Origin of the sequence: Achromobacter sp. ACM05, assembly GCF_019218915.1 — a bacterium.
In the GTDB taxonomy this organism is placed as follows: domain Bacteria; phylum Pseudomonadota; class Gammaproteobacteria; order Burkholderiales; family Burkholderiaceae_B; genus Achromobacter; species Achromobacter animicus.
Map to the genome: position 1 here is coordinate 1,113,043 of NZ_JAHUWQ010000001.1, position 26,983 is coordinate 1,140,025.

General features: G+C 63.9%; 23 protein-coding genes. 16 read left to right on the forward strand and 7 right to left on the reverse strand.

Annotated elements, in window-relative coordinates; all coding sequences use genetic code 11:
- The first annotated feature begins 32 nt into the window (after positions 1–32).
- A complete protein-coding gene (locus tag KW836_RS05125; protein ID WP_056319625.1) occupies positions 33–587 on the forward strand; it encodes an adenine phosphoribosyltransferase in 555 nt (184 codons plus the stop codon).
- A gap of 57 nt (positions 588–644) precedes the next feature.
- On the opposite strand, the gene KW836_RS05130 is transcribed toward KW836_RS05125, so the two are convergent.
- Positions 645–1,535 (reverse strand): LysR family transcriptional regulator, encoded by an 891-nt coding sequence (locus tag KW836_RS05130; protein WP_175138999.1) that lies wholly within the window; start codon positions 1,533–1,535, stop codon positions 645–647.
- A 385-nt stretch (positions 1,536–1,920) separates the two neighbouring features.
- On the opposite strand from KW836_RS05130, the gene KW836_RS05135 reads away from it, so the two are divergent.
- A complete protein-coding gene (locus KW836_RS05135) occupies positions 1,921–2,301 on the forward strand; it encodes a DUF4148 domain-containing protein (protein ID WP_105241081.1) in 381 nt (126 codons plus the stop codon).
- 449 nt (positions 2,302–2,750) lie between these two features.
- The gene (locus KW836_RS05140) at positions 2,751–3,863 is read left to right on the forward strand and encodes a porin (protein ID WP_175122047.1); all 1,113 of its coding nucleotides are present in this window, start codon (positions 2,751–2,753) and stop codon (positions 3,861–3,863) included.
- 171 nt (positions 3,864–4,034) lie between these two features.
- On the opposite strand, the gene ilvA is transcribed toward KW836_RS05140, so the two are convergent.
- Positions 4,035–5,543 (reverse strand): threonine ammonia-lyase, biosynthetic, encoded by a 1,509-nt coding sequence (gene ilvA, locus KW836_RS05145; RefSeq protein WP_175122048.1) that lies wholly within the window; start codon positions 5,541–5,543, stop codon positions 4,035–4,037.
- A 95-nt stretch (positions 5,544–5,638) separates the two neighbouring features.
- Between ilvA and KW836_RS05150 the strand changes: the two genes are divergently transcribed.
- From KW836_RS05150 to KW836_RS05190, 9 genes are all read left to right on the forward strand, one after another.
- Positions 5,639–6,175, forward strand: coding sequence for a YqaA family protein (locus KW836_RS05150; protein ID WP_175122049.1), 537 nt, complete (start codon positions 5,639–5,641; stop codon positions 6,173–6,175).
- 132 nt (positions 6,176–6,307) lie between these two features.
- Positions 6,308–10,267 (forward strand): FAD/FMN-binding oxidoreductase, encoded by a 3,960-nt coding sequence (locus KW836_RS05155; RefSeq protein WP_218342603.1) that lies wholly within the window; start codon positions 6,308–6,310, stop codon positions 10,265–10,267.
- Positions 10,268–10,485: 218 nt separating this feature from the next.
- Entirely contained in the window at positions 10,486–10,929 is a 444-nt protein-coding gene (locus KW836_RS05160) for an Hsp20/alpha crystallin family protein (RefSeq protein ID WP_218342604.1), read from the forward strand.
- A gap of 32 nt (positions 10,930–10,961) precedes the next feature.
- Complete coding sequence (locus tag KW836_RS05165) at positions 10,962–11,357, forward strand: Hsp20/alpha crystallin family protein (protein ID WP_218342605.1); 396 nt, start codon at positions 10,962–10,964, stop codon at positions 11,355–11,357.
- Positions 11,358–11,961: 604 nt separating this feature from the next.
- A complete protein-coding gene (locus KW836_RS05170) occupies positions 11,962–14,067 on the forward strand; it encodes a type VI secretion system Vgr family protein (RefSeq protein ID WP_255595125.1) in 2,106 nt (701 codons plus the stop codon).
- Entirely contained in the window at positions 14,064–14,888 is an 825-nt protein-coding gene (locus KW836_RS05175) for a DUF4123 domain-containing protein (RefSeq protein WP_218342607.1), read from the forward strand. Before KW836_RS05170 ends, KW836_RS05175 begins: the two co-directional genes overlap by 4 nt.
- A 1-nt stretch (position 14,889) precedes the next feature.
- Positions 14,890–15,417, forward strand: coding sequence for a DUF3304 domain-containing protein (locus KW836_RS05180; protein WP_255595126.1), 528 nt, complete (start codon positions 14,890–14,892; stop codon positions 15,415–15,417).
- 85 nt (positions 15,418–15,502) lie between these two features.
- Complete coding sequence (locus KW836_RS05185; RefSeq protein ID WP_255595289.1) at positions 15,503–15,949, forward strand: DUF3304 domain-containing protein; 447 nt, start codon at positions 15,503–15,505, stop codon at positions 15,947–15,949.
- Positions 15,950–15,990: 41 nt separating this feature from the next.
- The gene (locus tag KW836_RS05190; RefSeq protein ID WP_218342608.1) at positions 15,991–17,898 is read left to right on the forward strand and encodes a DUF2235 domain-containing protein; all 1,908 of its coding nucleotides are present in this window, start codon (positions 15,991–15,993) and stop codon (positions 17,896–17,898) included.
- An 80-nt stretch (positions 17,899–17,978) separates the two neighbouring features.
- Here KW836_RS05190 and KW836_RS05195 read toward each other — a convergent pair whose 3' ends face one another.
- Together KW836_RS05195 and KW836_RS05200 are read right to left on the reverse strand one after the other, a co-directional pair.
- Entirely contained in the window at positions 17,979–18,947 is a 969-nt protein-coding gene (locus KW836_RS05195; protein WP_175122053.1) for a tripartite tricarboxylate transporter substrate binding protein, read from the reverse strand.
- A gap of 188 nt (positions 18,948–19,135) precedes the next feature.
- Entirely contained in the window at positions 19,136–19,855 is a 720-nt protein-coding gene (locus KW836_RS05200; RefSeq protein WP_218342609.1) for a YggS family pyridoxal phosphate-dependent enzyme, read from the reverse strand.
- Positions 19,856–20,066: 211 nt separating this feature from the next.
- Between KW836_RS05200 and KW836_RS05205 the strand changes: the two genes are divergently transcribed.
- Together KW836_RS05205 and KW836_RS05210 are read left to right on the forward strand one after the other, a co-directional pair.
- Positions 20,067–21,308: a PLP-dependent aminotransferase family protein gene (locus KW836_RS05205; protein WP_175122055.1), complete on the forward strand. Its 1,242-nt coding sequence runs from the start codon at positions 20,067–20,069 to the stop codon at positions 21,306–21,308.
- A gap of 171 nt (positions 21,309–21,479) precedes the next feature.
- On the forward strand, positions 21,480–22,496 hold the full coding sequence (locus KW836_RS05210; RefSeq protein WP_175139005.1) for an amino acid ABC transporter substrate-binding protein: 1,017 nt from the start codon (positions 21,480–21,482) through the stop codon (positions 22,494–22,496).
- A 117-nt stretch (positions 22,497–22,613) separates the two neighbouring features.
- Here KW836_RS05210 and KW836_RS05215 read toward each other — a convergent pair whose 3' ends face one another.
- The 3 genes from KW836_RS05215 to dprA all read right to left on the reverse strand — a co-directional run bounded on the left by KW836_RS05215 (position 22,614) and on the right by dprA (position 25,226).
- Positions 22,614–23,087, reverse strand: a complete 474-nt coding sequence (locus KW836_RS05215) for a hypothetical protein (RefSeq protein WP_175122057.1) — start codon at positions 23,085–23,087, stop codon at positions 22,614–22,616.
- Positions 23,088–23,111: 24 nt separating this feature from the next.
- On the reverse strand, positions 23,112–24,020 hold the full coding sequence (locus tag KW836_RS05220) for a hydroxymethylglutaryl-CoA lyase (protein ID WP_218342610.1): 909 nt from the start codon (positions 24,018–24,020) through the stop codon (positions 23,112–23,114).
- Positions 24,021–24,113: 93 nt separating this feature from the next.
- Positions 24,114–25,226, reverse strand: a complete 1,113-nt coding sequence (gene dprA / locus KW836_RS05225; protein WP_218343270.1) for a DNA-processing protein DprA — start codon at positions 25,224–25,226, stop codon at positions 24,114–24,116.
- Between the two features lie 237 nt (positions 25,227–25,463).
- Here dprA and def point away from each other — a divergent pair, with 237 nt between their 5' ends.
- Both def and fmt read left to right on the forward strand, forming a co-directional pair.
- Positions 25,464–25,976, forward strand: a complete 513-nt coding sequence (gene def, locus KW836_RS05230; protein ID WP_175122059.1) for a peptide deformylase — start codon at positions 25,464–25,466, stop codon at positions 25,974–25,976.
- Positions 25,977–26,041: 65 nt separating this feature from the next.
- Complete coding sequence (gene fmt, locus KW836_RS05235; RefSeq protein WP_218342611.1) at positions 26,042–26,983, forward strand: methionyl-tRNA formyltransferase; 942 nt, start codon at positions 26,042–26,044, stop codon at positions 26,981–26,983.

A 26,983-nucleotide genomic window follows, 5' to 3' on the forward strand; every position in this document is an offset into this window, starting at 1 on the left:
TCGCCTTGCTTCAATTCTTCAGGGCCGATTCCATGCAGACCGACAACGCCGAGTTCATCCGGCGCACCATCCGCAGCGTTCCGGACTGGCCCCAACCCGGTGTCACGTTCCGCGACATCACGCCGGTGCTGCAGGACCCTCGTGCGTTCCGTGTCCTGATCGATCTCTTCGTCTATCGCTACATGCGCCAGCGCCTGGATCTGGTGGCGGGTGTGGACGCGCGCGGCTTCATCGTGGGCAGCGTGCTGGCTTATGAACTGAATCTGGGGTTCGTGCCCGTGCGCAAGAAGGGCAAGCTGCCCTATCGCACGGTGGCCGAGGAATACTCGCTGGAATACGGCAATGCCGCCGTCGAGATGCATACGGATTCGGTCCGCACGGGCCAGCGCGTCCTGCTGGTGGACGATCTGATCGCCACCGGGGGCACCATGCTCGCGGCCATCAAGCTGCTGCAGCGCCTGGGCGCCAACGTGGTGGAAGCCGCCGCCATCATCGACCTGCCGGATCTCGGCGGCTCGGCCAAGGTGGCCGCGACCGGCACGCCGCTTTACACGGTCTGTCAGTACGGCGCGGACACGACGCCGTAGTCCGTGTTGTCGTGATGGCGCCGCAGCTCGGCGCCGCCCTTCAGCACCATTTGCCAGTTACGCCTCCGACAAGCGCGGCTGGATGAAGTCCAGGAACGCCTTCGTCTTGGCGGGCAGCATGCGCGAAGGCAGCAGCGCAAACAAGGGCAGGGGGGTCAGACTCCATTCCGGCAACACGCGCACCAGGCCCGTCTGCTTGATGGCGCGCTCCATCGCATCAAACACCAGCAGCGGCGTGATGCCCAACCCCTGGCCGGCCAAGCGCCCCAGCATCCCCACGTTATTGGCCGACAGGCGGCCAGACACCTGAACGCGTTCCACCTTGTCGCCCGAATGGAGCATCCAGAAGGACGACTCCTCGCGCATGGTCGGGCGCAGGCATTCGTGGTGCGTCAGGTCCGCCGGCACACGCGGTTCTCCATGGCGCGCCAGGTATTCGGGCGACGCATAGAGCTGGTGCGCCATCAGCACGATCTTGCGCGAGATGAGGCTGGAATCGGGCTGCTGCCCAAAGCGCAGGATCAGGTCGAACGGATTGCTGATGGGATCGATCGGGCGCATGCTCAGGTCGAAGTCGCACTCGATATCGGGATGCTGTTCGCGGAACTCGCGGATCACGGCGGGCAGGAACAACTGCGCAAGGCTGGTGGGCAGCGAGATCCGCAGGCGGCCCTTGGGCTGCACCGCCATGTCCAGCAACTGATCGTGCGCGATGCGCGCCTCTTCGACGATGTGCCGGCAGCGTTCAAAGTAGATTGCGCCCGCTTCGGTCAGATCGATCTTGCGGGTGCTGCGATTGAGCAGCCGCATGCCGACGCTGCGTTCCAGTTCGCTGACCCGGCGCGACAGTGTGGAAGTCGGGATATTCAGGGCTTCGGCGGCGTGGCTGAAGTTCTTGCGCTTGGCGACCTCGACGAATAGCGCGATGTCGTTAAGCTGGATGTCCATGAATGCCCTCGAGACTCAAATTTCCATTTCTGGCAGATTCGTATGATAAATGGAATTATTGTCCCGCCAGTAGAAATGTCTATTTCTCCGGATTGCACAACAGTTCCATCGCGCGCCGCGTCAGATTGCGTTACCTAGCTTGCGCGAAACTGAATGAATGCAATGCCTGCGCGCTTGGTGCATCAGTCTGGCGAGCAGGTTCACCTACCGTGCTCCGCACGGATACGACTTGCAATTGTCCCATCCGTGCAAATATGTTCACCAAATTAAGGGTTTTTACTAGGGCCTAATAACCAGATACTTCGTCCCAGCAATCAAATTGTCATATCGAATGCCGCCAACCCGGCGCAAGACGATGTGCAACGTTTAGGATGGAGTCATCTCAATGAAAGCCCTAGCAACCGCACTTATGGTTACCGCTACCCTGGTCGGCATGTCCGCCGCTCACGCCGATGGCAAGACGCGTGAACAGGTTCAACAGGAACTGCAAGCCGCCAAGGCCGCCGGCACCGTCACCTTTGGTGAACTGGACTATCCGCCCGCCGTCGCCCAGACCACCAGCCTGTCGCGCGAACAGGTTCAGCAGGAATTGCAAAGCGCCAAGGCCGCAGGTCAGGTGACGAGCGCTGAACTGGATTACCCGCCCAAGACCGTGGCGCAGACCGCCGGCAAGAGCCGTGCAGAAGTCCGCCAGGAATTGGCCGACGCCAAGGCGCGCGGCGAATACACGTTTGGCGAACTGGACTACCCGCCCAAGGGCCGCTGAGTTTCAGCGCTGGCGCGCCGCGCCGCCCCGCAGGTCACCGAAAGAACCCCTTGTGACGCCGAGGGGTTTTTTTGCGCCTCGCGTTTTTATCTGTGCGGAAACAGTGTGGCGTTTACGCCGCACAACTATTCCGCCTGCACTACATATGTTGCCGGCCGGAAGGGCAAGGAAAGCCGCATCTGATCTCGCGATATTCTGATGCGAGCAATGATTCATATTTGAGATCAAGGCCTTAGCGAGCTTTTTGGAACAAAGCGAGCCTTCAGTTTCGCGTCATTATCCCAGCCATGGAAAGTAGTTCGTCGAAATCCGGGTTACTACGAACTGCTACAAGCCGGACACTACGCCCAGTGCATCGCCGCTCGATTCAACGTTGCGGCATGCGAGGGCCCGCGGTGTTCGGCGGCGCCCCGCAATGCGCCTTTCATCTCGCCATTTTGGGGATTCAAATGAAGAAGACGTTTCTGGCCGTCGCGTTGCTGACCGGCTTTGCCGGCGCCGCGCAGGCCGCCGATTCCGTGACGCTGTACGGCCTGATCGATGCTGGCCTCGGTTACGAAAAAGTGAAGTTCAAGGGCAATTCGCAGAGCCGCATCGGTGCGGTTCAGGGCGTGAGCAGCGGTTCGCGCTTTGGCCTGCGCGGCACGGAAGACCTGGGCGACGGCCTGCGCGCCGTGTTCACGCTGGAAGGCGGCTTCGGTCCCCTGAACGGCAAGTCGCTGCAGAACGATCGTCTGTTCGGCCGCCAAGCGACGGTCGGCCTGGACAGCGATTCTTGGGGCCGTCTGGAATTCGGCCGTCAGACGAACTTGGCGTCGAAGTATTTCGGCTCGATCGACCCGTTCTCGATCAGCTACAACAACGCCAACATGGGTACGACGTTCGGCAGCGCCAACACGATGCGCCTGGACAACATGGTCCTGTATCAAACCCCCAGCCTGGGCGGTTTGAAGGTCGGCCTCGGCTACGCGTTCAGCGCGGACGACACCGTCACGGACACGACGCAGAAAGGCTTTGCCACGGGCAACAACAACCGAGTGATCACTGCCGGTGTGCAGTACGTCAACGGCCCGCTGAATCTGGCGGCCGCCTATGACCGCTTCAACCCGTCCAACGACCGCGTCGGCGGCAAGGACGCAGCGCGCATCCAGGAATACATTGTCGGCGGTTCGTACGACTTTGAAGTCGTGAAGATCGCGGCGGCTTTCGGCCAGACGCGTGACGGCTGGTTCGTCGGCCAGAACATGGGCACGACGCCCGACGGCATGAACAAGTTGGGTTCGTTCAAGCTGGCTGATGGCTTCCGCGCCAATTCGTACATGATCGGCGCCACCGTGCCGATGGGCCGGCACGCCGTGTTCGGTTCGTGGCAGCGCGCCACCGCCAGCAACGACAAGCTGACGGGCGACGACGCAACGTTCAACGTGTACAGCCTTGGCTACACGTACGACTTCACCAAGCGCACGAACCTGTACGCGTATGCCTCGTATGGCGACAACTACGCGTTCCAGCACGACGCGACCGACACGGCCGTCGCCGTCGGCCTGCGCCACCGTTTCTAAGCGTCAGGACGTCCGGCTGGACCTTGCTGAATGTGCGGGCCATTCTCCGTGGACCGCTGAGTGACAGCGAACCCCCCCTAGATCGGGTTCAGCCAGGCGCGCTTTGCGCACAGAAGGGAAGGGCCTCCGCAAGGAGGCCCTCTCGCATTCAGGACACCTGAATCGCAGCGGCTACAGGAAGAGCTTGTACGCCGGGTTGTCGGTTTCGTTCCAATGCGGATAGCCCAGTTCCGCCACGAAGTTGCGGAACTGCTTCTTGTCCGCCGGCGGCACCTGGATGCCGATCAGGATGCGGCCGTAGTCCGCGCCCTGGTTGCGGTAATGGAACAGGCTGATGTTCCAGTCGGGATTCATCGCATTCAAAAAGCGCATCAGCGCGCCCGGCCGCTCGGGGAATTCAAAGCGGTACAGCAGTTCGTTGCGCGCCAGCGCCGAACGGCCGCCCACCATGTGGCGCAGGTGGGTCTTGGCCATTTCGTCGTGGGTCAGGTCCAGCGTGTCGAAGCCGTGGCGGCGGAAATTCGCCGCGATCTTGTCAGGTTCTGCGGCCGAAGACACCTGGATGCCGACGAACACGTGGGCGCGGTCCGCGTCCGAGATGCGGTAGTTGAATTCGGTGACGCTGCGTTCGCCCACCAGTTCGCAGAAGCGGCGGAAGCTCCCACGCTGCTCGGGCATGGTGACCGCGAAGACGGCCTCGCGCATTTCGCCGACCTCGGCGCGTTCGGACACGAAGCGCAGCCGGTCGAAGTTCATGTTGGCGCCGCAGGCAATCGCCACCAACGTCTTGTTTTTCAGATTGTGTTCGGCCGCGTACTGCTTGGCGCCGGCCACGGCCATCGCGCCGGCCGGCTCCAGCACGCTGCGCGTGTCCTGGAAGACATCCTTGATGGCGGCGCAGATCGCATCGGTGTTGACCACCACGTAGTCGTCCACATATTTGCGCGCCAGCTTGAAGGTCTCGGCGCCCACCATCTTGACTGCTGTGCCGTCCGAGAACAGGCCCACGTCGTTCAACTGAACGCGGCGGCCCGCGCGCACGCTGCGCAGCATGGCGTCGGAGTCCTCGGTCTGCACGCCGATGATCTTGATCTCGGGGCGCAGCTGCTTGATGTAGGCCGCCACCCCGGCGATGAGGCCGCCGCCGCCGATCGCCACGAAGATCGCGTCGATGTGGCCGGGATGCTGGCGCAGGATTTCCATGCCCACGGTGCCCTGGCCGGCGATCACGTCGGGATCGTCGAACGGATGGACGAAGGTCAGCTTCTCTTTCTTTTCCAGCACCTGCGCATGCGCGTAGGCGTCCGAAAAGCTCTCACCGGCCAGCACGACCTCGCCGCCCAGGCGGCGCACGGCGTCGATCTTGACCTGCGGGCTGGTCGTGGGCATGACGATCACGGCGCGGCAGCCAAGCCGGCTTGCCGCCAACGCAACGCCCTGGGCGTGGTTGCCGGCCGAGGCCGCGATCACGCCGCGATTGCGCGCCGCCGGCGTGAGGTTGGCCATCTTGTTGTACGCGCCGCGCAGCTTGAAGCTGAACACCGCCTGGGTATCTTCGCGCTTGAGCAACATCGTGTTCGACATCCGCTGCGACAGCAGCGGCGCCGCCTCGAGCGGGGATTCGACCGCGACGTCGTAAACCTTGGAAGTCAGGATGCGTTTCAGATAATCAGTGGACATGGACCGCGCAACAGGCAAGAGTGAGGACTGGCCAAGATTATTGCAGGGAAATGCGTGTCGCCTTCCGGGATTCCCGCGGCTACACTGCCGCAACCATGGAAGAAAGTCTCTTATCCGCAGTTCATTGGCTCCTGGGCGTGCTGGCATTGCCCTCAGTCGGCCTGTCGGCCATCTTCACCGTTTCGCTCGTGTCCGCGACGCTGCTGCCCCTGGGCTCCGAGCCGGCGGTGTTCGGCTACATCAAGCTTTCGCCGGACATGTTCTGGCCCGCCATCCTGGTGGCCACCGCAGGCAACACCGTGGGCGGGGCCATCAGCTACGCCATGGGACTGGGCGCCGAAAAGGCGGTCGAGCGCTGGAAGGAAAAGCACCCGCATCCGCATCCGAAGGCAACCGAGGGTGGCCGCATGCGCGGCCGCTGGAACGAGCGCGCCCATGACTGGCTGCACCGGATGGGACCGCCCGCGCTGCTGTTGTCCTGGTTGCCCGCGGTGGGCGATCCCCTATGCGCGGTTGCCGGCTGGTTGCGCCTGTCGTTCTGGCCCTGCGTGTTCTACATGGCCATCGGCAAATTCATGCGCTATCTGTTCATGACCGCCGGGCTGCTCTGGTTCTTTCCTGGAAAAATCTAGCCCTGACGCCGGACTTAAACGGGGACGGTACATGCCGTCCCCGGCGCGCTTTTGGACGCCTTGCCAGACTTATTAGGGGTCAAGTCGGGACAATGGCATAAAATACTTTTTTAAGGGCCCCCTCTTGCCGCCATGAACGCCCCACTCGCCAGCCACATCTTGAACGGGGCGATGCCGCCCGCCGCACCCGCGCGATTGCGCGAAATCCCCTATAACTACACGTCGTTTTCCGACCGCGAAATCGTGGGCCGGTTATTGGGTGAAGACGCCTGGAGCCTGCTGAGCGACCTGCGCGGCGAGCGCCGCACCGGCCGTTCCGCCCGGATGCTCTACGAAGTGCTGGGCGACATCTGGGTCGTGCGCCGCAATCCCTATCTGCAGGACGACCTGCTCGACAATCCCAAGCGCCGCAAGCAGCTCATCGAAGCGCTGCATCACCGCCTGGGCGAAATCGACAAGCGCCGCGACCCGAGCGCGCCCGCTGAAGCCGGCCACGATCCGCATCGCGACGAAAAGGTCGTCGGTCTGCTGGCCCGGGCGCGTTCCGCCATTGCGGCGTTTGAGGGCGAATTCGACCAGACCGCCATGATGCGCAAGCAGGCGCAGAAGGTGCTGGGCCGCATCACGGCGCGCGACAACATCAAGTTCGACGGCCTGTCGCGCGTGTCGCACGTCACGGACGCGACCGACTGGCGCGTGGAGTACCCCTTCGTGGTGCTGACGCCGGACACCGAGGACGAGATCGCCGCGCTGGTCACTGCCTGTATTGAACTGGGCCTGACCATCGTGCCGCGCGGCGGCGGCACCGGCTACACCGGCGGCGCCATTCCGCTGACCTGGAAGTCGGCGGTCATCAACACCGAAAAATTCGACAAGCTGGGTAAGGTCGAGTCCTGTATCCTGCCCGGCCTCACGGAGCCCGTCGCGGTCATCCACGCCGGCGCCGGCGTGGTCACCAAGCGCGTGTCCGAGGCGGCCGAGGCGGCCGGCTTCGTGTTCGCCGTGGACCCGACGTCCGCCGAAGCCTCGTGCGTGGGCGGCAACATCGCCATGAACGCCGGCGGCAAGAAGGCCGTGCTGTGGGGCACCGCGCTGGACAACCTGGCCTGGTGGCGCATGGTCGATCCGGACGGCAACTGGCTGGAAGTCACGCGCCTGGACCACAACATGGGCAAGATCCATGACGTGGAAGTGGCCCGCTTCGAGCTCAAGTGGTTCGACGGCAAGGGCAAGCCCGGCGAGCGCCTGCTCAAGACCGAAACGCTCGAGATCCAGGGCCGCGTGTTCCGCAAGGAAGGCCTCGGCAAGGACGTGACCGACAAATTTTTGGCGGGCCTGCCCGGCATCCAGAAGGAAGGCTGCGACGGTCTCATCACGTCGGCGCGCTGGGTGCTGCACCGCATGCCGCGCCATACGCGCACCGTCTGTATGGAGTTCTTCGGGCAGGCGCGCGACGCCATCCCGTCGATCGTCGAGGTCAAGGGTTACCTGGACGGCGAAGGCAAGGCGCGCGGCGCCATCCTGGCCGGCCTGGAGCATCTGGACGAGCGCTACCTGCGCGCGGTCGGCTACGCCACCAAGAGCAAGCGCGGCGTCCTGCCCAAGATGGTCCTGATCGGCGACATCGTCGGCGACGATGACGACGCAGTGGCCGCGGCCGCCAGCGAAGTCGTACGCCTGGCCAATACGCGCCACGGCGAAGGCTTTGTCGCTGTCAGCCCCGAGGCGCGCAAGAAATTCTGGCTGGACCGCTCGCGCACCGCCGCGATCGCACGTCACACCAACGCCTTCAAGATCAACGAAGACGTCGTGATCCCGCTGCCCCGCATGGGCGAATACACGGATCACATCGAGCGCATCAACATCGAATTGTCGACCAGCAACAAGCTCAAGCTGCTGGGCGAGCTTGACGCGTACCTGTGCACGCCGCTGCCGGTCGGCAAGATCGACGACGCCGACATCGAGACCACGCGCGCCGAGGTGCTGGCCGAGCGCACGCGCCAGGCGATCGAACTGATCGCCGCCACGCGCCAGCGCTGGCAGTGGCTGCTGGACAACCTGGACCTGCCGCTGGGCGATGCGCTGCCGCAACTCGAAGGCCTTGGCCTGGGCGAGCTCCACGCCACGCTGACCGCACGCCTGGCCGCACAACCCGGGGCCCGCGTCTTCGACGTGGTGCAGGACCGCACCATCCGCGTCTCCTGGAAGACCGAAGTGCTGGCCGGCCTGCAGCGCGCCTTCTCGGGCGCCGCGTACAAGAAAATCGTCGACGAGCTCGTTGCCATCCATGCCCGCGTGCTCAAGAGCCGCGTGTTCGTCGCGCTGCATATGCACGCCGGCGACGGCAACGTGCACACCAACATCCCGGTCAACTCGGACGACTACGAAATGCTGCGCGAGGCCCACGCGGCCGTCGAGCGCATCATGCAGATTGCGCGCGACCTGGATGGCGTGATTTCGGGCGAGCACGGCATCGGCCTGACCAAGTACGAGTTCCTGACCGAAGCCGAACTGGCCCCGTTCCAGGACTACAAGCGGCGCGTGGACCCCAACGGCCACTTCAATGCCGGCAAGCTCATGCCCGGCGCGGACCTGCGCCACGCCTGGACGCCCAGCTTCAACCTGATGGGCCACGAGTCGCTGATCATGCAGCAGAGCGACATCGGCGCCATCTCGGAATCCATCAAGGACTGCCTGCGCTGCGGCAAGTGCAAGCCGGTGTGCGCCACGCATGTGCCGCGCGCGAACCTGTTGTATTCGCCCCGCAACAAGATCCTGGCGACGTCGCTGCTGGTCGAGGCCTTCCTGTACGAAGAACAGACCCGTCGCGGCGTGAGTCTCAAGCACTGGGAAGAATTCGAGGACGTGGCCGACCACTGCACCGTCTGCCACAAGTGCTACAACCCCTGTCCGGTCGATATCGACTTCGGCGACGTGTCGATGAACATGCGCGCCGTGCTGCGCCGCATGGGCCGCAAGTCGTTCAATCCGGGCACGGCCAGCGCCATGTTCTTCCTGAACGCCAAGGATCCGGCCACCATCAACGCCACCCGCAAGGCGATGGTGGGCGTGGGCTACAAGGTCCAGCGCGCCGCGCACGACCTGTTCTCGGGCCTGGTCAAGAAGCAGACCGCCAAGCCGCCGGCCACGGTGGGCAAGCCGCCGCTGCGCGAGCAGGTGGTGCACTTCGTGAACAAGAAGATGCCCGGCGGACTGCCCAAGCAGGCCGCGCGCAAGCTGCTCGACATCGAAGACGCGAACTACGTGCCGATCATCCGCGATCCCAAGGCCACCACGGCCGATACGGAAGCGGTGTTCTACTTCCCGGGCTGCGGTTCCGAGCGCCTGTTCTCGCAAGTGGGCCTGGCTACGCAGGCGATGCTTTGGCATGCGGGCGTGCAGACCGTGCTGCCGCCGGGTTACCTGTGCTGCGGCTATCCCCAGCGCGGCAACGGCATGACGGACAAGGCCGAGCAGATCATCACCGACAACCGGGTGCTGTTCCACCGCGTGGCCAACACGCTGAACTACCTGGACATCAAGACCGTGGTGGTCAGCTGCGGCACCTGCTACGACCAGCTTGCCGGGTATGAATTCGAAAAGATCTTCCCCGGCTGCCGGCTGATCGACATCCACGAATACCTGCTGGAAAAAGGCATCAAGCTGGAAGGCGCCAAGGGCGTGCGCTACATGTACCACGACCCCTGCCATACGCCGATGAAACTGCAGGAACCCATGAAGACGGTGCGTGCGCTGGTGGGCGATGGCGCGGTCAAGAGCGACCGCTGCTGCGGCGAGTCGGGCACGTTGGCGGTCAGCCGTCCGGACATCTCGACGCAGGTGCGCTTCCGCAAGCAGGAAGAACTGCTCAAGGGCGATGCCGCGATGCGCAGTGACGGCTTCACGGGCGACGTGAAGGTCCTGACCTCGTGCCCGTCGTGCCTGCAGGGCTTGTCGCGTTACGAGGGCGATACCAAGATGGAAGCCGACTACATCGTGGTCGAGATGGCCCGCCACATCCTGGGCGAAGGCTGGATGGAAGACTACGTGCGCCGGGCGAACGCAGGCGGGATCGAACGCGTCCTGGTGTAGCCTCAGCACGCGCCAGATGGAAACCGCGGCCAGCGATGGCCGCGGTTTTTTTTGCGCTGTCGGACAGGGGGCCGCGCGTGTTTTGCCGGACTGAAAAGCCCTCTTGAAACTCCAAAAACCGATCCCATACTCGGACTGAAGCGATCAGACCTGCGGTCGCGCAAGTCGCGGCTGTGATGGGCCTGCATCGGTCCCTTTTTTCGTTCGAGGAGACCTTCATGAGCAACTTTCCTTTCAGCGATAACGGCTTTGCCAGCGCGTTCGACGCGATCCAGGAACACATGGGCCGCGTGCTGCGCAATGCCGGCGTACCTGCTGCCTTGCGGGCGACGCCGCAGGCGTACTTCCCACCCGTCAACGTCGGCGTGTCGGGCGATTCCATCGAAGTCGTCGCCTTCGTGCCCGGCATGGACCCCGAAGGCCTGAACGTGTCGATCGAGAAGAGCCTGCTGACCATCAGCGGTGAACGCAAACCGCAGGAACTTCCCGAAGGCGCCCGCTATTACGCGCGCGAACGCACGCAGGGCCGCTACACGCGCATCATCGAGCTGCCTGCAGACGCGGATCCCGACAACGTGCAGGCGCGCTATACGGACGGCTGCCTCGCCATTTCCATCAAGCGTAAGGAATCGGCCAAGCCGCGCACCGTGACCGTGCAGTGACCCGCCAACGCAACCGCATAGGAGTATCGATCATGAATGAACGCAAAGACCTGACCGTGCCCGCCGAAGCGACCGTGTCTGACAAGCGCGACGGGCGCGGCGTGACCGTGCCGGCCGTGGACATCTACGAGGACAAGGAAGGCATCACGCTGCTTGCGGATCTGCCGGGCGTGTCCAAGGAAAGGCTGCGCATCAACGTCGAGGCCGACGTGCTGCAGATCGAAGGCGAAGCTGCCGTCGAGACCCCCAGCGACCTGCGGCTGGTGCTGGGCGAAATGCGCGCGCCGCTCTTTCGCCGGTCGTTCCGGTTGGGACAGGAGTTCGACCGCGCGCAGATCAGTGCGAGCCTGAAGCAGGGCCTTCTGACGCTGCGCATTCCGCGCGTGCGCGAGGCGCAGCCGCGGCAGATTCCTGTCGTGGCGGGGTGATTTGCGCCTCAGGGCGCGATTCGCGACCAAGGTGTCGGACACCTGTTGAGGTGCCGCCGTAAGCTGTCGGCCCTCTCTGCCGGGTGTCTGACACCGTGCCCGAGCATGCCCATCAGGAAAGCCGCGATTGTGCGACTGCGGCCTTGCGTTGATGTTTGACGCAGGGTCGCCCTGGGGACGGTGTGCAAACGCTCAATTGATCGGGCCAGGATTGGCCCGGGCGGGCCAATCCTGGCCCGTTATTTTTTCGTTGAATCTCAAAGACTTAAAAAAAACCGGGTCAAGGTTGGCTCGAAAATCCTTTCAGAAAACCAGTTCTCGCGGCTTCTGCAACCTCGGACAAGCCCGATTCTCAGCGCCCCTTGCGTAACCCACTGATTATTAAAGCTAAGGGAAGATCAGAAAATTCTGGCATGAAGTTTGCATAGTTGCCCTGTGTTCACCGATGACGCAGCGGCATGTTCAGACGCAGGGTCACGGCACAAAAGCGCTTGCCGCTGCACCAGGCTATTGCAGGCCCCGAATCGCCGGTCAGCTTCCTCAACGTTGATACCGGGCAACCGCCCCGGTCATCCCCGAGCTTGCCATGCCCGTCCAATCTGATTTGCGATTCACCTTCGATCTCATCGGCAGTACGGCGACAGATGCGTTCGAGGTGGTTCGGTTCGATCTGCACGAAGCGCTTTCCGAGACGTTTCTGCTTACGGTCGATCTGTCCAGCGCCAACCCCGCCGTAGATTTTGGCCAAGTGCTTGACCGTCCCGCGTGTCTGACGATCTGGCAGGGCGGCACCCCCATGCGCCATGTTCACGGTGTGGTGTCCTCCTTTGTTCAGGGCGACACGGGTTTTCGGCGTACGCGCTACTCGGCGATTGTCGAGCCGCGCCTGGCGCGGCTAAAGCTCAGTTCCGACTGGCGCATCTTCCAACGCCAGAGCGTGCCGCAAATCACCGAGGCGGTGCTCAAGGCGCATGGTCTTACCCAGGATTACGAGCTGCGCAGCACCACCGAACATCAGGCGCGCGAATACTGCGTGCAAGCGGGCGACACGGACTACGACTTTGTCGAACGCATCATGCGCGAGGAAGGCTTCTTCTATTCCTTCCGTCATGGGGCCGAGGGGCATCAACTTATCCACAGCGACCGCCTGTTCATTCACGGCCGCGTGGGCGACGAGCCAGCGCAGTACAACCCCACACCCGGCGGCGACCAGCCGCAGCCAGCGCTGCGGCGATTCTCCTACACCGAGAACGTGCGCACCGCGCGCCAGACCCAGCGCGACTACACCTTTCACCATCCGCGCTACACCCACCAGCACAGCCGCGACGGACGAGATCTGGACCATCAGGGCCGCCGCTACGAACGCTATGACTACCCGGCCCGCGCCAAATTCGACGAAGCGGGCAGATCGTTCGCCGAGAACCGCCTGCGCGGCCACCGCCGCGATTCGTGCGTCGCTTTGGTTGAAGGGGATGACCCGCGGCTCCAGCCGGGCATTTCATTCACCCTTGCTGGGCATCCGCGCGAAGACCTGAACCGCGGCTGGCGCCCGGTGCGCATCGTCCACCGTGGCATCCAATACACAAGTCAGGCCGAGGAAAGCGCACAGGCCCAGCTGGGAACGCACTACAGCTACGAGGCGGAGCTGGTCCCGGACGACGCCGAATGGCGCGCGGAACCGCTACCCAGGCCGCGCATCGACGGTCCACAGAACGCTGTGGTGGTCGGCCCGCCCAATGAAGAGATCTATACCGACGAATACGGCCGGGTGAAGGTCCAGTTCCCCTGGGACCGGCTCGGTAAGGAGGACGAGTACAGCTCATGCTGGATTCGCGTCTCGCAGAACATCGCCGGCGCCACTTGGGGCCACATGGCCATCCCGCGCATCGGTCAGGAAGTCATCGTCTCTTACTTCGACGGCGACCCCGACCAGCCCGTGATCACCGGCCGCGTCTACAACCGCCTGCAATTGCCGCCCTACGAACTGCCGCGCCACAAGACCAGGATGACGATCAAGAGCAAGACCCACAAGGGCGAGGGATACAACGAACTGCGCTTTGAGGATGAGAAGGACCAGGAAGAAATCTACGTCCACGCGCAGAAGGATCAGAACATCCACGTCAACAACGACGAGTCGACGTTTGTGGGACACGACCGCAGCGAGCAGGTCGAGAACGATGAAACCATCACCATTGGACACGACCGCAAGGAGACGGTGGGCAACGACGAACAGGTCACCATCGGCCAGGACCGGCGGCACGACATCGGGCGGGATGATCTTTTGACGGTGGGCCGCAATCACACGATCTACACCACCAAGGACCGTACCGAGGAAGTGGGCAATAACCGCCGCGATAAGACCGCGGCGAATCATTGGGTGCGCATCGGCGGACACCAGGAACACACTGTCGAGGGCCACGCGGACCTGCAAGCGGGCCAGGCGATCCGCCGGCGTTCGTGTGTGATCGCGTTGCAAGCCGGCGAGGTGTTCAGCCTAAAGGGCCCCGGCGGAGCCATCACTTTGCATGCCGACGGCATCACGCTGAATGGGGTGCAAGTCCAGATGAAAGGACCGCTGCAATGCGTGGCAACAGGCCACGGCAATCCCTTTGCCATCGAAGGGAATCCGGATGCCGGCGTGGAAAGCGACTTCTGCCTGGATTGCTTCCTGCGCGCCGCGCGAACGGGTGGCCCGGTGGTGCCCGTATGAGCATCTCCGCGTACAGCTATTTGCTCTTCGATGGCGCATTGCTGCATGACATTGCGCTTCGCGACCGCATCCTGGAAGCACCGGATATCCGTCTGCTTTATGAGGACGAAGGCCCCCAGGCTGCCCGTGTTGGCCCGCTGCTATTGCCCGCGTGTCAGTCCGTGGTTCAGCTGATGAATCAGCTTTCGGCCGGCAATCCGGATGTAATGTTTGGCTATGGCGTGTTGCGCGGCTCGGTCCCGATGGAGCAAGTCTTGCAGCACTTGCAACAACTGCGGTTCATCCATGCCGGTAGCGGCAAGCGCTACCACTTCCGCTTCGCCGACGGCCGCGCGTTTTCCAATGTCTGGCTGACGCTATCTTCCGAACAGCGCCGGGCCGTACTGGGTCCGGTGCAGGCGTGGCATCACCACGATATGGCGGGCAGGGAATGTTGCGCGCGACAAGATCCAGTACGGTCAGCGCGTTCTTGCGATTCTCTCCCACTGCATCTGCAGCCCGAACAATGGCACCGGATGCTCAAGGCCACTCGAGTCGGCGAGCTGTTCCTCGCCGCATCGCGGGCCAACCACCGCATACCCGCGCAAGGCACGAGCGGACAACGCCTTGACTGGGCTGCACAAGTCCATGAACGGCTCCAGCGACTGCAGGTGCACGACGTGGCCGTAAAGATATCAGCGGTATTGGTGGTATGGCAGACGGCGGCGCAAGTGTTGCACGATGACCGATTCGAGGCGGCATTAAGGCAGGCAAGCCGAAGCGGCGATGTCAGTGGCATCCTGGCATTTGGCCCTGCATCTTCGACTCAAGGGGCCAGTTGATATGAACGCCACAGCACGATTGATGATGGCATTGCTTGTTCTGCTTGGATTGAATGGATGCGACGGCGTTCGACCCAAGGAAGACGTGGTGCCAGCATCTCTGACGGGAATCGACCATCTGCCCGACCATCTGAGCGTTCCCGATTTCTGGGTCGATGGCGCCAGCGGCCATCAGGCGGGCTCCGGAGGCAGCATCGTGTGCTGTGCGAAGCTGCCTCGACGATGGCGCGATGATTTGACGGTGCTGGTGGGGTGGGATGTCCTCAATTGGAGGGACTGTGGTGGCGAGCGCCGTGAGCGCCGGGTGCCGGTGGAGCGGTATGAGCAGGTGGGACGTTTGTATATCCACTTCCTGTCCGACGGAAGCGTCCGCGCCATTTCCTCGAACATCAGTCCCGGGTACGGGAACGAGGAATACCTTGGCCCGCAAGACCCCATCCCCGACAAGAATCCCTGGCATGCCTACGGCGACTATGGCGAACGTTGTCCCTCCCGCGGCGGACCCGTTGTGATGGAGGAGGCGAACTGATATGAACTGCGCTACGCGGTTGACGATGAGATTGGTGTTGCTGTTGGGTTTGGCCGGTTGCGACGTTGTTCAACCTAAGGAAGCCATGGTGCCCGCATCCCTATCGGGCATCGACCACTTGGCCGATCACCTGAGCGTTCAGGACTTTTGGGTCAATGGTGTCAGTGGGCACCAGGCTGGTACAGGAGGCAGCATCGTTTGCTGCGCGAAGCTGCCCCGGAAATGGCGGCCTGACCTGACCGTGCGAGTGAGCTGGGGTGTGACCAACTGGCGCGACTGCACCTGGGAAAGCCGTGAACGTCGCGTGCCCGTGGAGCGTTACGAGCAGGCGGGACGTCTGTATATCCACTTCCTGTCCGACGGAAGCGTTCGTGCCATCTCTTCGAATATCAGTCCGGGCTATGGGAATGTAGATTACCCCGGCCCTCATGACCCTATATCCAGAATAAGACCATCCAGGATCTACGGAGCGTGGTCGCCGCGCTGTCCTGTGGGCGCGGAACCCATATTGATCGAATCCTTGGACGAGTGATAGTGCCCTCGAAAAATCACGAGTAATAACGGGAATGATTTATGAACGAGGTTTTTGGAACACATCCAATCTGGCAAACCCCGAGGATCGAGCCGATGTTTCCGCAATGCATTCCGGCTTCGGAGAACTGCGAGATAGACCTGCAAATTGGCATCTTTTTCGACGGCACAGGCAACAATCAGGATTGGAATGAAGCGGATGGATGCGAGCCGGGACTCGGGCCAGGAGTGACTCAACGCATGGCGCGCAAGGACAGTAACGTGGCCAGGCTGTTCCGGGCTTACCCGGAACGTGAATACGAGGGTAAGTACCGGCTCTATGTTCCGGGTGTGGGCACGCCCTTTCCAGACATTGGTGAGGACGTCTACGCCTCTTTCGGCCCGGCGATGGGACGGGGTGGCGATGGGCGCATCAACTATGCGTTGCTTGGCGTGCTGAACGTGATCCATGCGTCGATCAGCAGCGGTCGCAATCGATATGTGGACGAAGTCATCCTCGCCCTGTGCCGCAACGGCAAACGCGGATACCACCGACGACACAGCATGTACGCGCCGCTGAAAGGGGGCGTACAGGACGTTCAGGCGCTGGATGCAGTTGGCATGCGCACCGAAGGCGGCCTGCTGTGCGACAGCAATGGCGCCCGTGCTCATGCGGAAGCTTTTTTTCAGCGCGAGACTCAGGCGTTGGCGGACAAGATAGCCAACACCAGCAAACCGAAGCTGGTGGACATCACGATGGATGTATTCGGCTTTTCCCGTGGCGCCGCGCAAGCCCGCGTGTTCTGCAACTGGCTGCTGACGATGATGGACGGCGACCGCTTATGTGGCGTGCCCACGCGAATTCGCTTTCTAGGGCTGTTCGACACAGTCGCTTCCGTGGGCCTGCCTAATAGCGCCGGCGGCGATGGACACTTTGCCTGGGCCAGCGCCACGGCATTGCGCGTACCAAGCCATGTGCAATGTGTGCACTACACCGCAATGCACGAGAACCGCGCTTCGTTCCCATTGGAAAGCGTGCGCGGCTCCGATGGCATTCTTGCAGAAAAGCACAAGCAATACGCGTTGCCTGGCATGCATTCCGATGTGGGAGGGGGCTACCTACCGGGTAGTCAGGGGCGTGGTCCCAGCGGGCAGCATGACGATATGTTGTCGCAGATACCTTTGGCGCTGATGTACGAAGCGGCGAGGCAGGCGCAAGTTCCCCTGGACCGCACGGATGCTGCCAAACTCGACGGTTACGACCCTTTCGCCATCCACCCCAATGTCCTCAACGCTTACACCGCCTTTATGAAGGCAACCCCAGCCGCAGCAACGACTGCCCAATCGCTGTTGCCCTACCTGGCTTGGCGCTATCAGGTACGCGACGTCTATGCGTCCGCACTATCCTGGGTATCGCGTACCCAAGCGAACTTTCCCAAGGACTTCCAGGACTTGGAGGGCGCCAACCAGACACTGCTGGGCGACATCGCCGCGCTGGATGGCCAGACCGAAGAGCAAGTCCAACGCTACGAAAGGGCTGCCATGATCAGTCCTTCGCTATACGCCAGCGTGGCGCTTGGCAATCTCTTGCGTCGCTCCACCCTGGCCAGCGAAGCCAAAGACGTATTGGCTCACCTGAAGGCACATCCGATACTGGGCACGCCCGAAAACCCTGAGCATCTGACGCTGCAAGCGTACTTGTTTGCCAACTATACGCACGATTCCTATGCGGGCTTTCGGCCCTTTGACCATCCCCAAGGCTGGGCTGGCTGCGTGGATCCGGTGCCCGGCAGTTGGGAGCCGCAGGGATACCTGCGTTATCGTCGCGTCTATCGAGGCACGGGCAATCCGGTGACCCTGGCCCCGCCCACTGAAGCGCAGCGACACGAAGCCGCTCAACGCGAACGGGATGCCCAGTTGCGCAGCATGCAAAACAGTGTCGATATGAACAACCTGTTCAACGGATTCTAGTAAGGACTACATCTATTCCATAAAAAAGCCGCGGTCAGTCGACCGCGGCTTTTTGCCTTGACGCATGACGCCGGGGGCGATCACTCCAGCTTGATGTTCGCCTTCTTGATGACGTCCGCCCAGGCGCTGCGTTCCTGATCGGCATACGTCTTAAAATCCTGCGCCGACATCGGCATGGGGATGACGCCCATGTCCAGCATCTTCTGCGACACCGCGGGCGACTTGAGCGTGGCGTCCAGATCCGCGGACAGCTTCTTCACCACCGCGTCGGGCAGACCGGCCGGGCCGACCAAACCTTGCCAGGCGTAGGCCGTGAAATTGGCGACGCCCTGTTCGGCCATCGTCGGGACATCCGGCAGCACCGTCACGCGTTCGGGCGTCGCGGCGGCGAGCACGCGCAGCTTGCCGGCCTTGACGTTGGGCAGGCCCGAACCCAGATCGATGAACATCATGTCCACCTGGCCGCCCAGCAGATCCTGGATGGCGGGCGCGGCGCCCTTGTACGGGACGTGCAGCACGTTGGCGCCGGTGCGCTGCTTGAACAGTTCCAGCGCCAGGTGATGCGGCGAGCCTGCGCCGGCGGAGGCCGACGTCAGCTTGCCGGGTTCCTTCCTGGCCGCGGCGAGCACGTCTTCGACCGTCTTGTACGGCGAGTTGACGTTCACGGCCAGCAGCAGCGGGAACTTGGCGATGCCGCCGATGTAGGTGAACTTGGCGGGGTCGTACGACAGCTTGGCGTACAGCGACGAATTGAAGGCCAGCGTGCCCGAGTCGGCGGTGCCCACCAGGTAGCCGTTCGGTTCCGCCTGGGCGATGGCCGTGGCGCCAATGATGGTGCCGGCGCCCGGACGGTTCTCGACCACGATGGTCTGGCCCAGCGTCTTTTCCAGGCTGCTGGCCACCGTGCGTGCGACCACGTCGGTGCCGCCACCGGCGGGGTAGGGAACGATCCAGCGGACCGGTTGCGTGGGCCAGGACTGGGCTGCGGCCGCGGTGGCGGCCAGTGATAGGGCGGCAAGCGCCAGCAGGCGCTTTGCGTGCTTGTGCATGGAGTGTCTCCTCGTGCGGGGTATCGTGAGCGCGGCGTCCGCGTGTTGATCGACGTCAACTTGCGCCGCATATTTTTTGCGTGGCTATTATGCCTTGCGCCTACGCAAAAAGGGGCCCGTGATCTGGGCCCCCTCAAATCGTCACGCGCCAGCCTATTGCCGCTGCGACAAGTGCGCGTGGGTCCGCGTTATTGCGGATCCGGATAGTGCCGCGCGCCAAAGATGGCCGAACCGATGCGCACCTCCGTCGAGCCTTCCTCGATGGCCAGTTCGAAGTCGCCGCTCATGCCCATCGACAGACGGTCCAGCGCCACGCCGGGAATGTTCTCCTGCACCAGACCATCACGCAGCTCGCGCAGCGCGCGAAAGCACGCGCGGACTTCGTCGGCATCGGGCGAGTTGACCGCCAGGGTCATGAGGCCCTGCACACGCAGCGTCGGGTATTCCGAGGCAATGCGGCGCAGGAAGGGGCCGACCTCCTCGGGCTCCATGCCGAACTTGCTGGGCTCGGACGAGGTCTTGACCTGCACCAGCACGTCCAGCGTGCGGCCCTCATTTTGCAGACGGCGGTGCAGGGCATCTGCCAGCTCCACGCGGTCCAGGGATTGCACTTCCGCGGCGTCGCGCGCGGCATCCTTGGCCTTGTTGGTCTGCAGGTGGCCGATCAGCACCCATTGCAGCCCGGCGCCTTCGAACGCGGCGGCCTTCTGGCGGATCTCCTGCGTCTTGTTTTCGCCAAAGCGCGTCAGGCCCAGCGCCATCGCCTCGCGGATGGCGTCCTCGCCGAACGTCTTGCTGACGGGCAGCAAAGTCACGCTGCCCGGTGCGCGGCCCGCGCGCTCGCAGGCCTCGTGGATGCGTTGCTGGATCTGGGCGAGGCGCCCGGCCATGGTGTCTTCGGCGGTCATGCAGCTCTCTGGCAAAAACAGGAAGTCCCATAGTGTAGGACGGGTTTCGGGCCCGCCGCCGGGCGGGTATCCGCCGCCCCGAATCCCGCCGTTGACCCTGTCTGATCGGCAGGCTTAGAATTTGCGGAGATTTGTTTATATTTCAAAGTTCTATGCCGTCCGGCGCCGCCCATTCGGGCGACACGTTTCCCTCTTAATCAGCCCCCACGCCATGTCCAGTGCAGCGCCCGAATACGTCTTCGCCACGCCTTTCCTGAATCCCCCCGCCTCGCCCATCCGATCGCTCATGCCCTACGCCATGCGTCCGGGCACCATTTCGCTGGCCGGCGGCTATCCGGCCCAGGAATTGTTCGACGTCGACGGCTTGTCGATCGCGTCGTCGCAGGTCACGGCCCGGCTGGGCGCCTGCCTGCAGTATTCCAACATCGACGGCCAGGCCAGCCTGCGGCATGAGCTGGCGCGCCTGTCCGCGGCGCGCGGCCTGCACTGCAATGCCGACACCGAACTTGTCGTGACGGGCGGCTCGCAGCAGGCGCTGGCGCTCCTGACCCGCGTGATGCTGCAGCCGGGCGACCACGCCATCATCGAGTCGCCGGCCTTCCCGAATTCCGTGCAGGCCCTGCGCTACACGGGCGCCACGGTGCACACCGTGCCGTCGGGCCCTGATGGCATCGACGTGGACGCACTGGACGAACTGGCCGCGCGCGTGAAACCGAAGATGGTCTGCGTCGTCGCCTCGTTCTCGAATCCCTGCGGCGCCACCCTGACGCGTGAGCGCCGGCTGCGCTTGCTTGAACTGGCGGTCAAGCACCGGTTCCTGATCGTCGAGGACGATCCCTACAGCGAACTGCGCTTCGCCGGCGAAGCCGTGCCGCCCATCGCGGCATTGGCAGAGGGCGAGGCCCGTCACTGGGCGGTGTACATGGCCAGCATGTCCAAGACGATGGCGCCCGCGCTGCGTATCGGCTGGCTGGTCGCGCCGCCCGAGATCCGCCGCCGCTGCGTCGGCGCCAAGGCGGCCGACGACATGGCGTCCTCGGCCTGGATCCAGGAAATCGTTGCGCAGTACCTGGCAAACGGCCGCTACGACGAACACGTGCCGCGCATCCGCGCTGCCTATGGCCTGCGCTGCGCGGCCATGGCTGACTCGCTGGCACGGGAACTGGACGGGCGCATCACCTTCAGCAAGCCCGAGGGCGGCATGTTCTTCTGGGCGCGGCTGACGGGCGATGTGGATGCCACGCGCCTGTTGCCCTACGCGATCGAGCACGAGGTGGTCTACGTGCCGGGCAAGGCGTTTTACGCCGACCCGGCGAAGGCCGATCTTTTCGCCATGCGCATGTCGTTTGCCACCATGAACGAAAGCCAGATCGCGCAGGGCATGGTCCGCCTCGGCCGCGCGCTGGACGCGTGCCAGGCCAACGAACCGGTGTCGATCTCGCTGGCGGCTTGACGGCGCGCAGCGCCACGCCCGCCCCGCATTGCTATCCTTTCTGCGCAGGCCGCCGGCATCCGCCGGCGGCATACCTAAATAAGCGCTCGTTATTTGGCGGGGGCGCTTCATGTCTATAAGCTTCTTGCCTTGGCGCGCCTTCGCGCCCGGTAGCAGAAAGGAATCCAGGTCATGAACATTGCAAAAGGGTTGGTGGGCGCGGCGCTCTTGATGGCGGCCGCGCAGGGCGCGCAGGCGGCGACGCTGGACGTCGTGAAACAGCGCGGCGCCGTGGCGTGCGGCACGACCACGGGCTTTGCAGGCTTTTCCGCCCCTGACGCGCAAGGCAAATGGCAGGGCCTGGACGTGGACCTGTGCCGCGCCATCGCCGCTGCGGTGTTCGGCGACGCGAACAAGATCAAGGTGGTGCCGCTCAATTCGCAGCAACGCTTCACCGCGCTGCAATCCGGCGAAGTCGACGTGCTGACGCGCAACACCACCGTGACGCAGCAGCGCGACACAGCGCTGGGCATCATCCACGCCGGCATCAACTTCTACGACGGCCAGGGCTTCCTGGTGCACAAGTCGCTGGGCGTGAAAAGCGCCAAGGAAATCAACGGCGCCACCATCTGCCTGCAGACCGGCACGTCCAACGAAAACACGCTGGCCGACTGGGCGCGCGCCAACAACGTTACGTACAAGCCGGTCGTCATCGAGACCTTCAACGAGGTCGTCAACGCGTTCGCGTCCGGCCGTTGCGACGTGTTCTCGACCGACGCGTCGGGCCTGGCCTCGATCCGTATTTCCAAGCTGCAGAATCCCGACGACTACGTCGTGCTGCCCGAGATCATTTCCAAAGAGCCGCTGGGCCCGTTCGTTCGCCAGGGCGACGACGCGTGGCTGAACATCGTGCGCTGGTCGCTGTCGGCCATGATCGAAGCCGAGGAATACGGCGTGACGTCCAGGAACGTGGATGAACAGGCCAAGAGCGCCAACCCCAACATCAAGCGCATCCTGGGGGTGACGCCGGGTGGCGGCGCCAACCTGGGATTGGACGAGAAGTGGGCGTACAACATCGTCAAGCAGGTGGGCAACTACGGCGAGAGTTTTGAGCGGAATGTGGGCGAGGGTAGCCCGCTGAAGATCAAGCGCGGCCTGAATGCGCAGTGGACGCAGGGCGGGTTGATGTACGCGTTGCCGATTCGATGATTTGGCGGCATCGGCTACGCGCCCAGTGCGGCGCGTAGCTGGATCGCCCTGTTATGACCAAACGCCCCGGACTCGGGGCGTTTTTTTCTGCTTGACCGCGTTGATTAACCGCGTTGGTTAGCCGCGCCGATACACCTGAGCGATCTTCACGAACGCCACGCGCAGTTCCCGCGTGCCGCCCTGAAAAATCACAGGTTTTCCACGGTGCGTGAACACGACGAGCCGCTTGGAAAACACCATGGGTACAAACCGTGCAAAGCGCACGTCTTCCCAGGCGACTTCGCGCCGGGTGAACCAGGTCTGGCGGATGCCGCGGTCGTCGATCGTGGTGATGGATGTCTGCATGTGCCACGACACGAACAGCAGCGCCACGAAGCACAGCACCACGGCCACCGCCAAGAGCGTGTCGAAAGGCTGCGAGGGCGCGCGGATTGCGGTTGTGACGACCTGCACGCCCAGCACGGCAAGCAACACCCACGTCAGAATGCGCACCCAGTCCGGCCAGGCCTGGCCCGCCAGAGGCAACGGGCCGATGGCGCGGAGCAGCGCCGCGAGGTCTTCGGGCGCGGAGGGGGCATTCTGCGTGGTCATGCGGTGCGGGTCATGCGGCGCAGATCAAGCCGCGCGCTTGGCGGCGATGGCGTTGCCAGCGCGGCTGGAGCCCTTGCGGTTCAGATGCGCCGACATCCATTGACCGATGTCGACCACGGCGTCGAAGTCCACGCCGGTGTCGATGTCCAGACCCCGCAGCATGTACAGCACGTCTTCTGTCGCGACATTGCCGGTGGCGCCCTTGGCATAAGGGCAGCCCCCCAGGCCGGCCACCGAGGTGTGGAAGATGGAGATGTCGGTTTCCAGCGCCGCCAGGATGTTGGCCAGCGCCTGGCCATAGGTGTCGTGGAAATGGCCGGAGATGCGCGCCGGGTCCACGACGCGCGTGACTGCGGCCATGACTTCGCGCACGCGTTTGGGCGTGCCCACGCCGATGGTGTCGGCCACGTCGATCTCGTCGACCTGCATCGCCAGATAGCGTTGCGCCACGTCGACCACCGCTTCGACGGGGACTTCGCCCTGGTAGGGACAGCCCAGCGCGCAGCTGATGCTGCCGCGCACGCGAATGCCGGCTTCGCGCGCCGCCTGCACCACGGGTTCGAAGCGCGCGATGGATTCGGCGATCGAGCAATTGATGTTCTTCTGGGAAAAGGCCTCGCTGGCAGCGCCGAAGATCACGATCTCGTCCGCGCGGGCGGACAGCGCCCCTTCAAAGCCCTTCATGTTCGGCGTCAGCACGGAGTAGATGGTGCCGGGCCGGCGCTCGATGCGCGCCATCACGTCGGCGCCGTCGGCCATCTGCGGCACCCATTTGGGCGACACGAACGACGCGGCTTCCACATTGGGGAAGCCTGCGGCAGTCAGGCGGTTGACCAGTTCCACCTTGATGTCGGTGGGGACGAATTCCTTTTCGTTCTGCAGACCATCGCGGGGCGATACCTCGACGATCTTCACGCGGGAGGGCAATGCCATGTCTCTTCCTGTATCGGTATTGGGTGACCGGCGCTACAAGGCTGCGGCGCTGCCGAACATATTAGCGCCATCGCATCCGGCCCCGTTGCGGTGCTAGTGCAAACGCTGGTAGCGGCCGTCATCCAGGCGGGCGATGCGGCCCTGCAATTCCAGTTCAACCAGTTGCGTCTGCAGGGCGGCGGTTTCCAGCCCGCAACGCGCCTGGATGGCATCCAGGTGCAGCGGGTCAAAGCCCAATGCGTCCAACACGGGATGCGGGGGGAGCACGACGGGCGCGTCCTTGCGGGCGGGCTGCGGCGGCGTGGGTCCGCCGCCCAATTCATCCGTGATGTCCATGGCCGTCTCGACCAGCTTGGCGCCCTGGCGGATCAGGGCATGGCAGCCGCGCGACAGCGGCGAATGGATGGAGCCGGGAATGGCGAAGACCTCGCGTCCGCATTCCCCGGCAAGCCGCGCCGTGATCAGCGATCCGCTCTGCTTGGCGGCCTCTACCACCAGCACGCCGCGCGCCAGGCCCGCCACGATGCGATTGCGCTTGGGAAAGTGTTGCGGCCGTGCGCCCGTGCCCAGCGGCAGCTCGGACACCAGCGCGCCGTGCGCCGCAATGCGATGCGCCAGATCGCGGTGGCTGGCCGGATAGATGCGGTCGATACCCGTTCCCATTACCGCCACGGTGCCTGCACCCTTGGGACCCGCGTCCAGCGCGCCCTCATGCGCCGCGGCATCGATGCCCAGCGCCAGGCCGCTGACGACCCGCCAGCCCGCGCCGGCAAGGTGCCGCGCAAAGGCACGCGCGTTTTCCTGCCCGCCGGGCGTGGCGTTGCGCGCGCCAACGACCGCCAGCGATGGTCCCTGCAGATAGGCCGGGTCGCCCGCGACGTAGAGCAGGATCGGCGGATCGGCGATGGTCAGCAGGCTTTGCGGATAGGTGGGATCGGCCAGCGTGAGGATGTGGCGGCCGGGCGCCTGCACCCATTCCAGCGCGCGCTCGACCTGTTCCGCCATGTCGGCCGGCATGGGCGCGGCCAGCTGGCGCGCCAGCGCTTCGGGCACGTGCCGCGACAGCGCAGTGGCGCGTTGCGCGTAGATCTGGTCGGGCAGACCCAGCGCGCTAAGTAGCATGCAGGCGGTGGCCGAACCGATGTTGGGTTCGAGGGACAACCGCAGCCAGGCGGCGAGTTCGTCGGAGGATTGCGTCAGCGGCATGAAACGGGCGGAAAAGGACGCGGAAAACGCGTCGGGGGTCCGAGAGTGTCGCATGCGTCGTGTGCCGCGGCGGGCGACGGGTGGACCGATACGCGCGCAGCGAGCTGTCGCCGAAATGCTCGAAAAAAGGGTGCCGAAGCAATGTCCGCAATGCCGGAATTAGCCGAAAACTATTAGAAATCAAGACTCTAATGAATTAAACTCTCGGACAAGCATTCCTACTGGCATCCCCATTCAATGGCTTTACTTCCCATCCTTCGCTACCCGGACCCGCGCTTGCACAAAAAGGCCAAGCCGGTTGCCGAGGTCGACGACCGCATCCGCCAACTCGTGCGCGACATGGCCGAAACCATGTACGACGCGCCGGGTGTGGGTCTGGCCGCGACCCAGGTCGACGTGCATGAGCGCGTGGTCGTGATCGACGTGTCCGAAGACAGCAATCAGTTGCTGACGCTGATCAATCCCGAGATCACCTGGCGCAGCGACGACTACAAGATCTACGAAGAAGGCTGTCTGTCCGTCCCCGGCGTCTACGACGAGGTGGAACGCGCGTCGCGCATCCGCTGCAAGGCGCTGGACATCGACGGCAAGCCGTTCGAGTTCGAAGCCGACGGCCTCCTGGCCGTGTGCGTGCAGCACGAGCTGGATCATCTTGAAGGCAAGGTGTTCGTGGAATACCTGTCGAACCTCAAGCAGAACCGCATCAAAACGAGGCTCAAGAAGGCGGAGCGGGAAGCGCTGCGCGCCTGATCCCGGGGCCTGACTTCGGCCCATTCCCGCCCTCGCCTTCGTTCACCTCTTCAGCAGTCCAATTCATGCGCATCGTTTTTGCCGGCACCCCGGAATTCGCCCGTATCGCGTTCGACGCCCTGCGGGCCGCCGGCCACGACATCCCCTTGGTCATGACGCAGCCGGACCGGCCGGCGGGGCGGGGCCTGAAGCTCACGCCCAGCCCCGTCAAGCAGGCCGCGCTGGACGCCGGCATCGCCGTCGCCCAGCCGCGCAGCCTGCGCCTGGATGGCCGCTATCCCGACGAGGCCGCCGAAGCGCGCGCCCTGCTGGAAAGCGTGGCGCCCGATGTCATGGTGGTGGCGGCGTATGGATTGATCCTGCCGCAATGGGTGCTGGAGTTGCCGCGTCTGGGCTGCCTGAACATCCACGCCAGCCTCTTGCCGCGCTGGCGCGGCGCGGCGCCGATCCAGCGCGCGATCGAAGCGGGCGATGCGCGCACCGGCGTCACCATCATGCAGATGGACGAGGGCCTGGATACGGGCGACATGCTGCTCGAACGCATCGTGCCGATTTCGGACGATACCAATGCGGCGCAGTTGCACGACGCGCTGGCCGAGGCCGGTGGCGAAGCCATCGTCGAGGCGCTGGACGCGCTGGCCAAGGGCGGCCTGACCGCGCGCAAGCAGCCGGAAGACGGCGTGACTTACGCGGCCAAGCTGGACAAGGCGGAAGCCGCGCTCGATTGCACTCAGCCGGCCGAATTGCTGGCGCGCCGCGTGCGCGCCTTCAATCCGGTGCCCGGCGCCAGCATCCGCCTGCCGGGACTGCCCGATGCGGTGAAGGTCTGGCGTGCGCAGGCGCTGGACGAGGCCACCACGGCCGCGCCGGGCAGCGTATTGCGCGCCGACGCGTCGGGCATCGACATTGCCACCGGTCAGGGCGTGCTACGTTTGCTTGAACTGCAAAAGGCGGGCGGCAAGCGCCAACCCGTGGATGTGTTCGTGCGCGGCTGGCAGCCGGCCTGA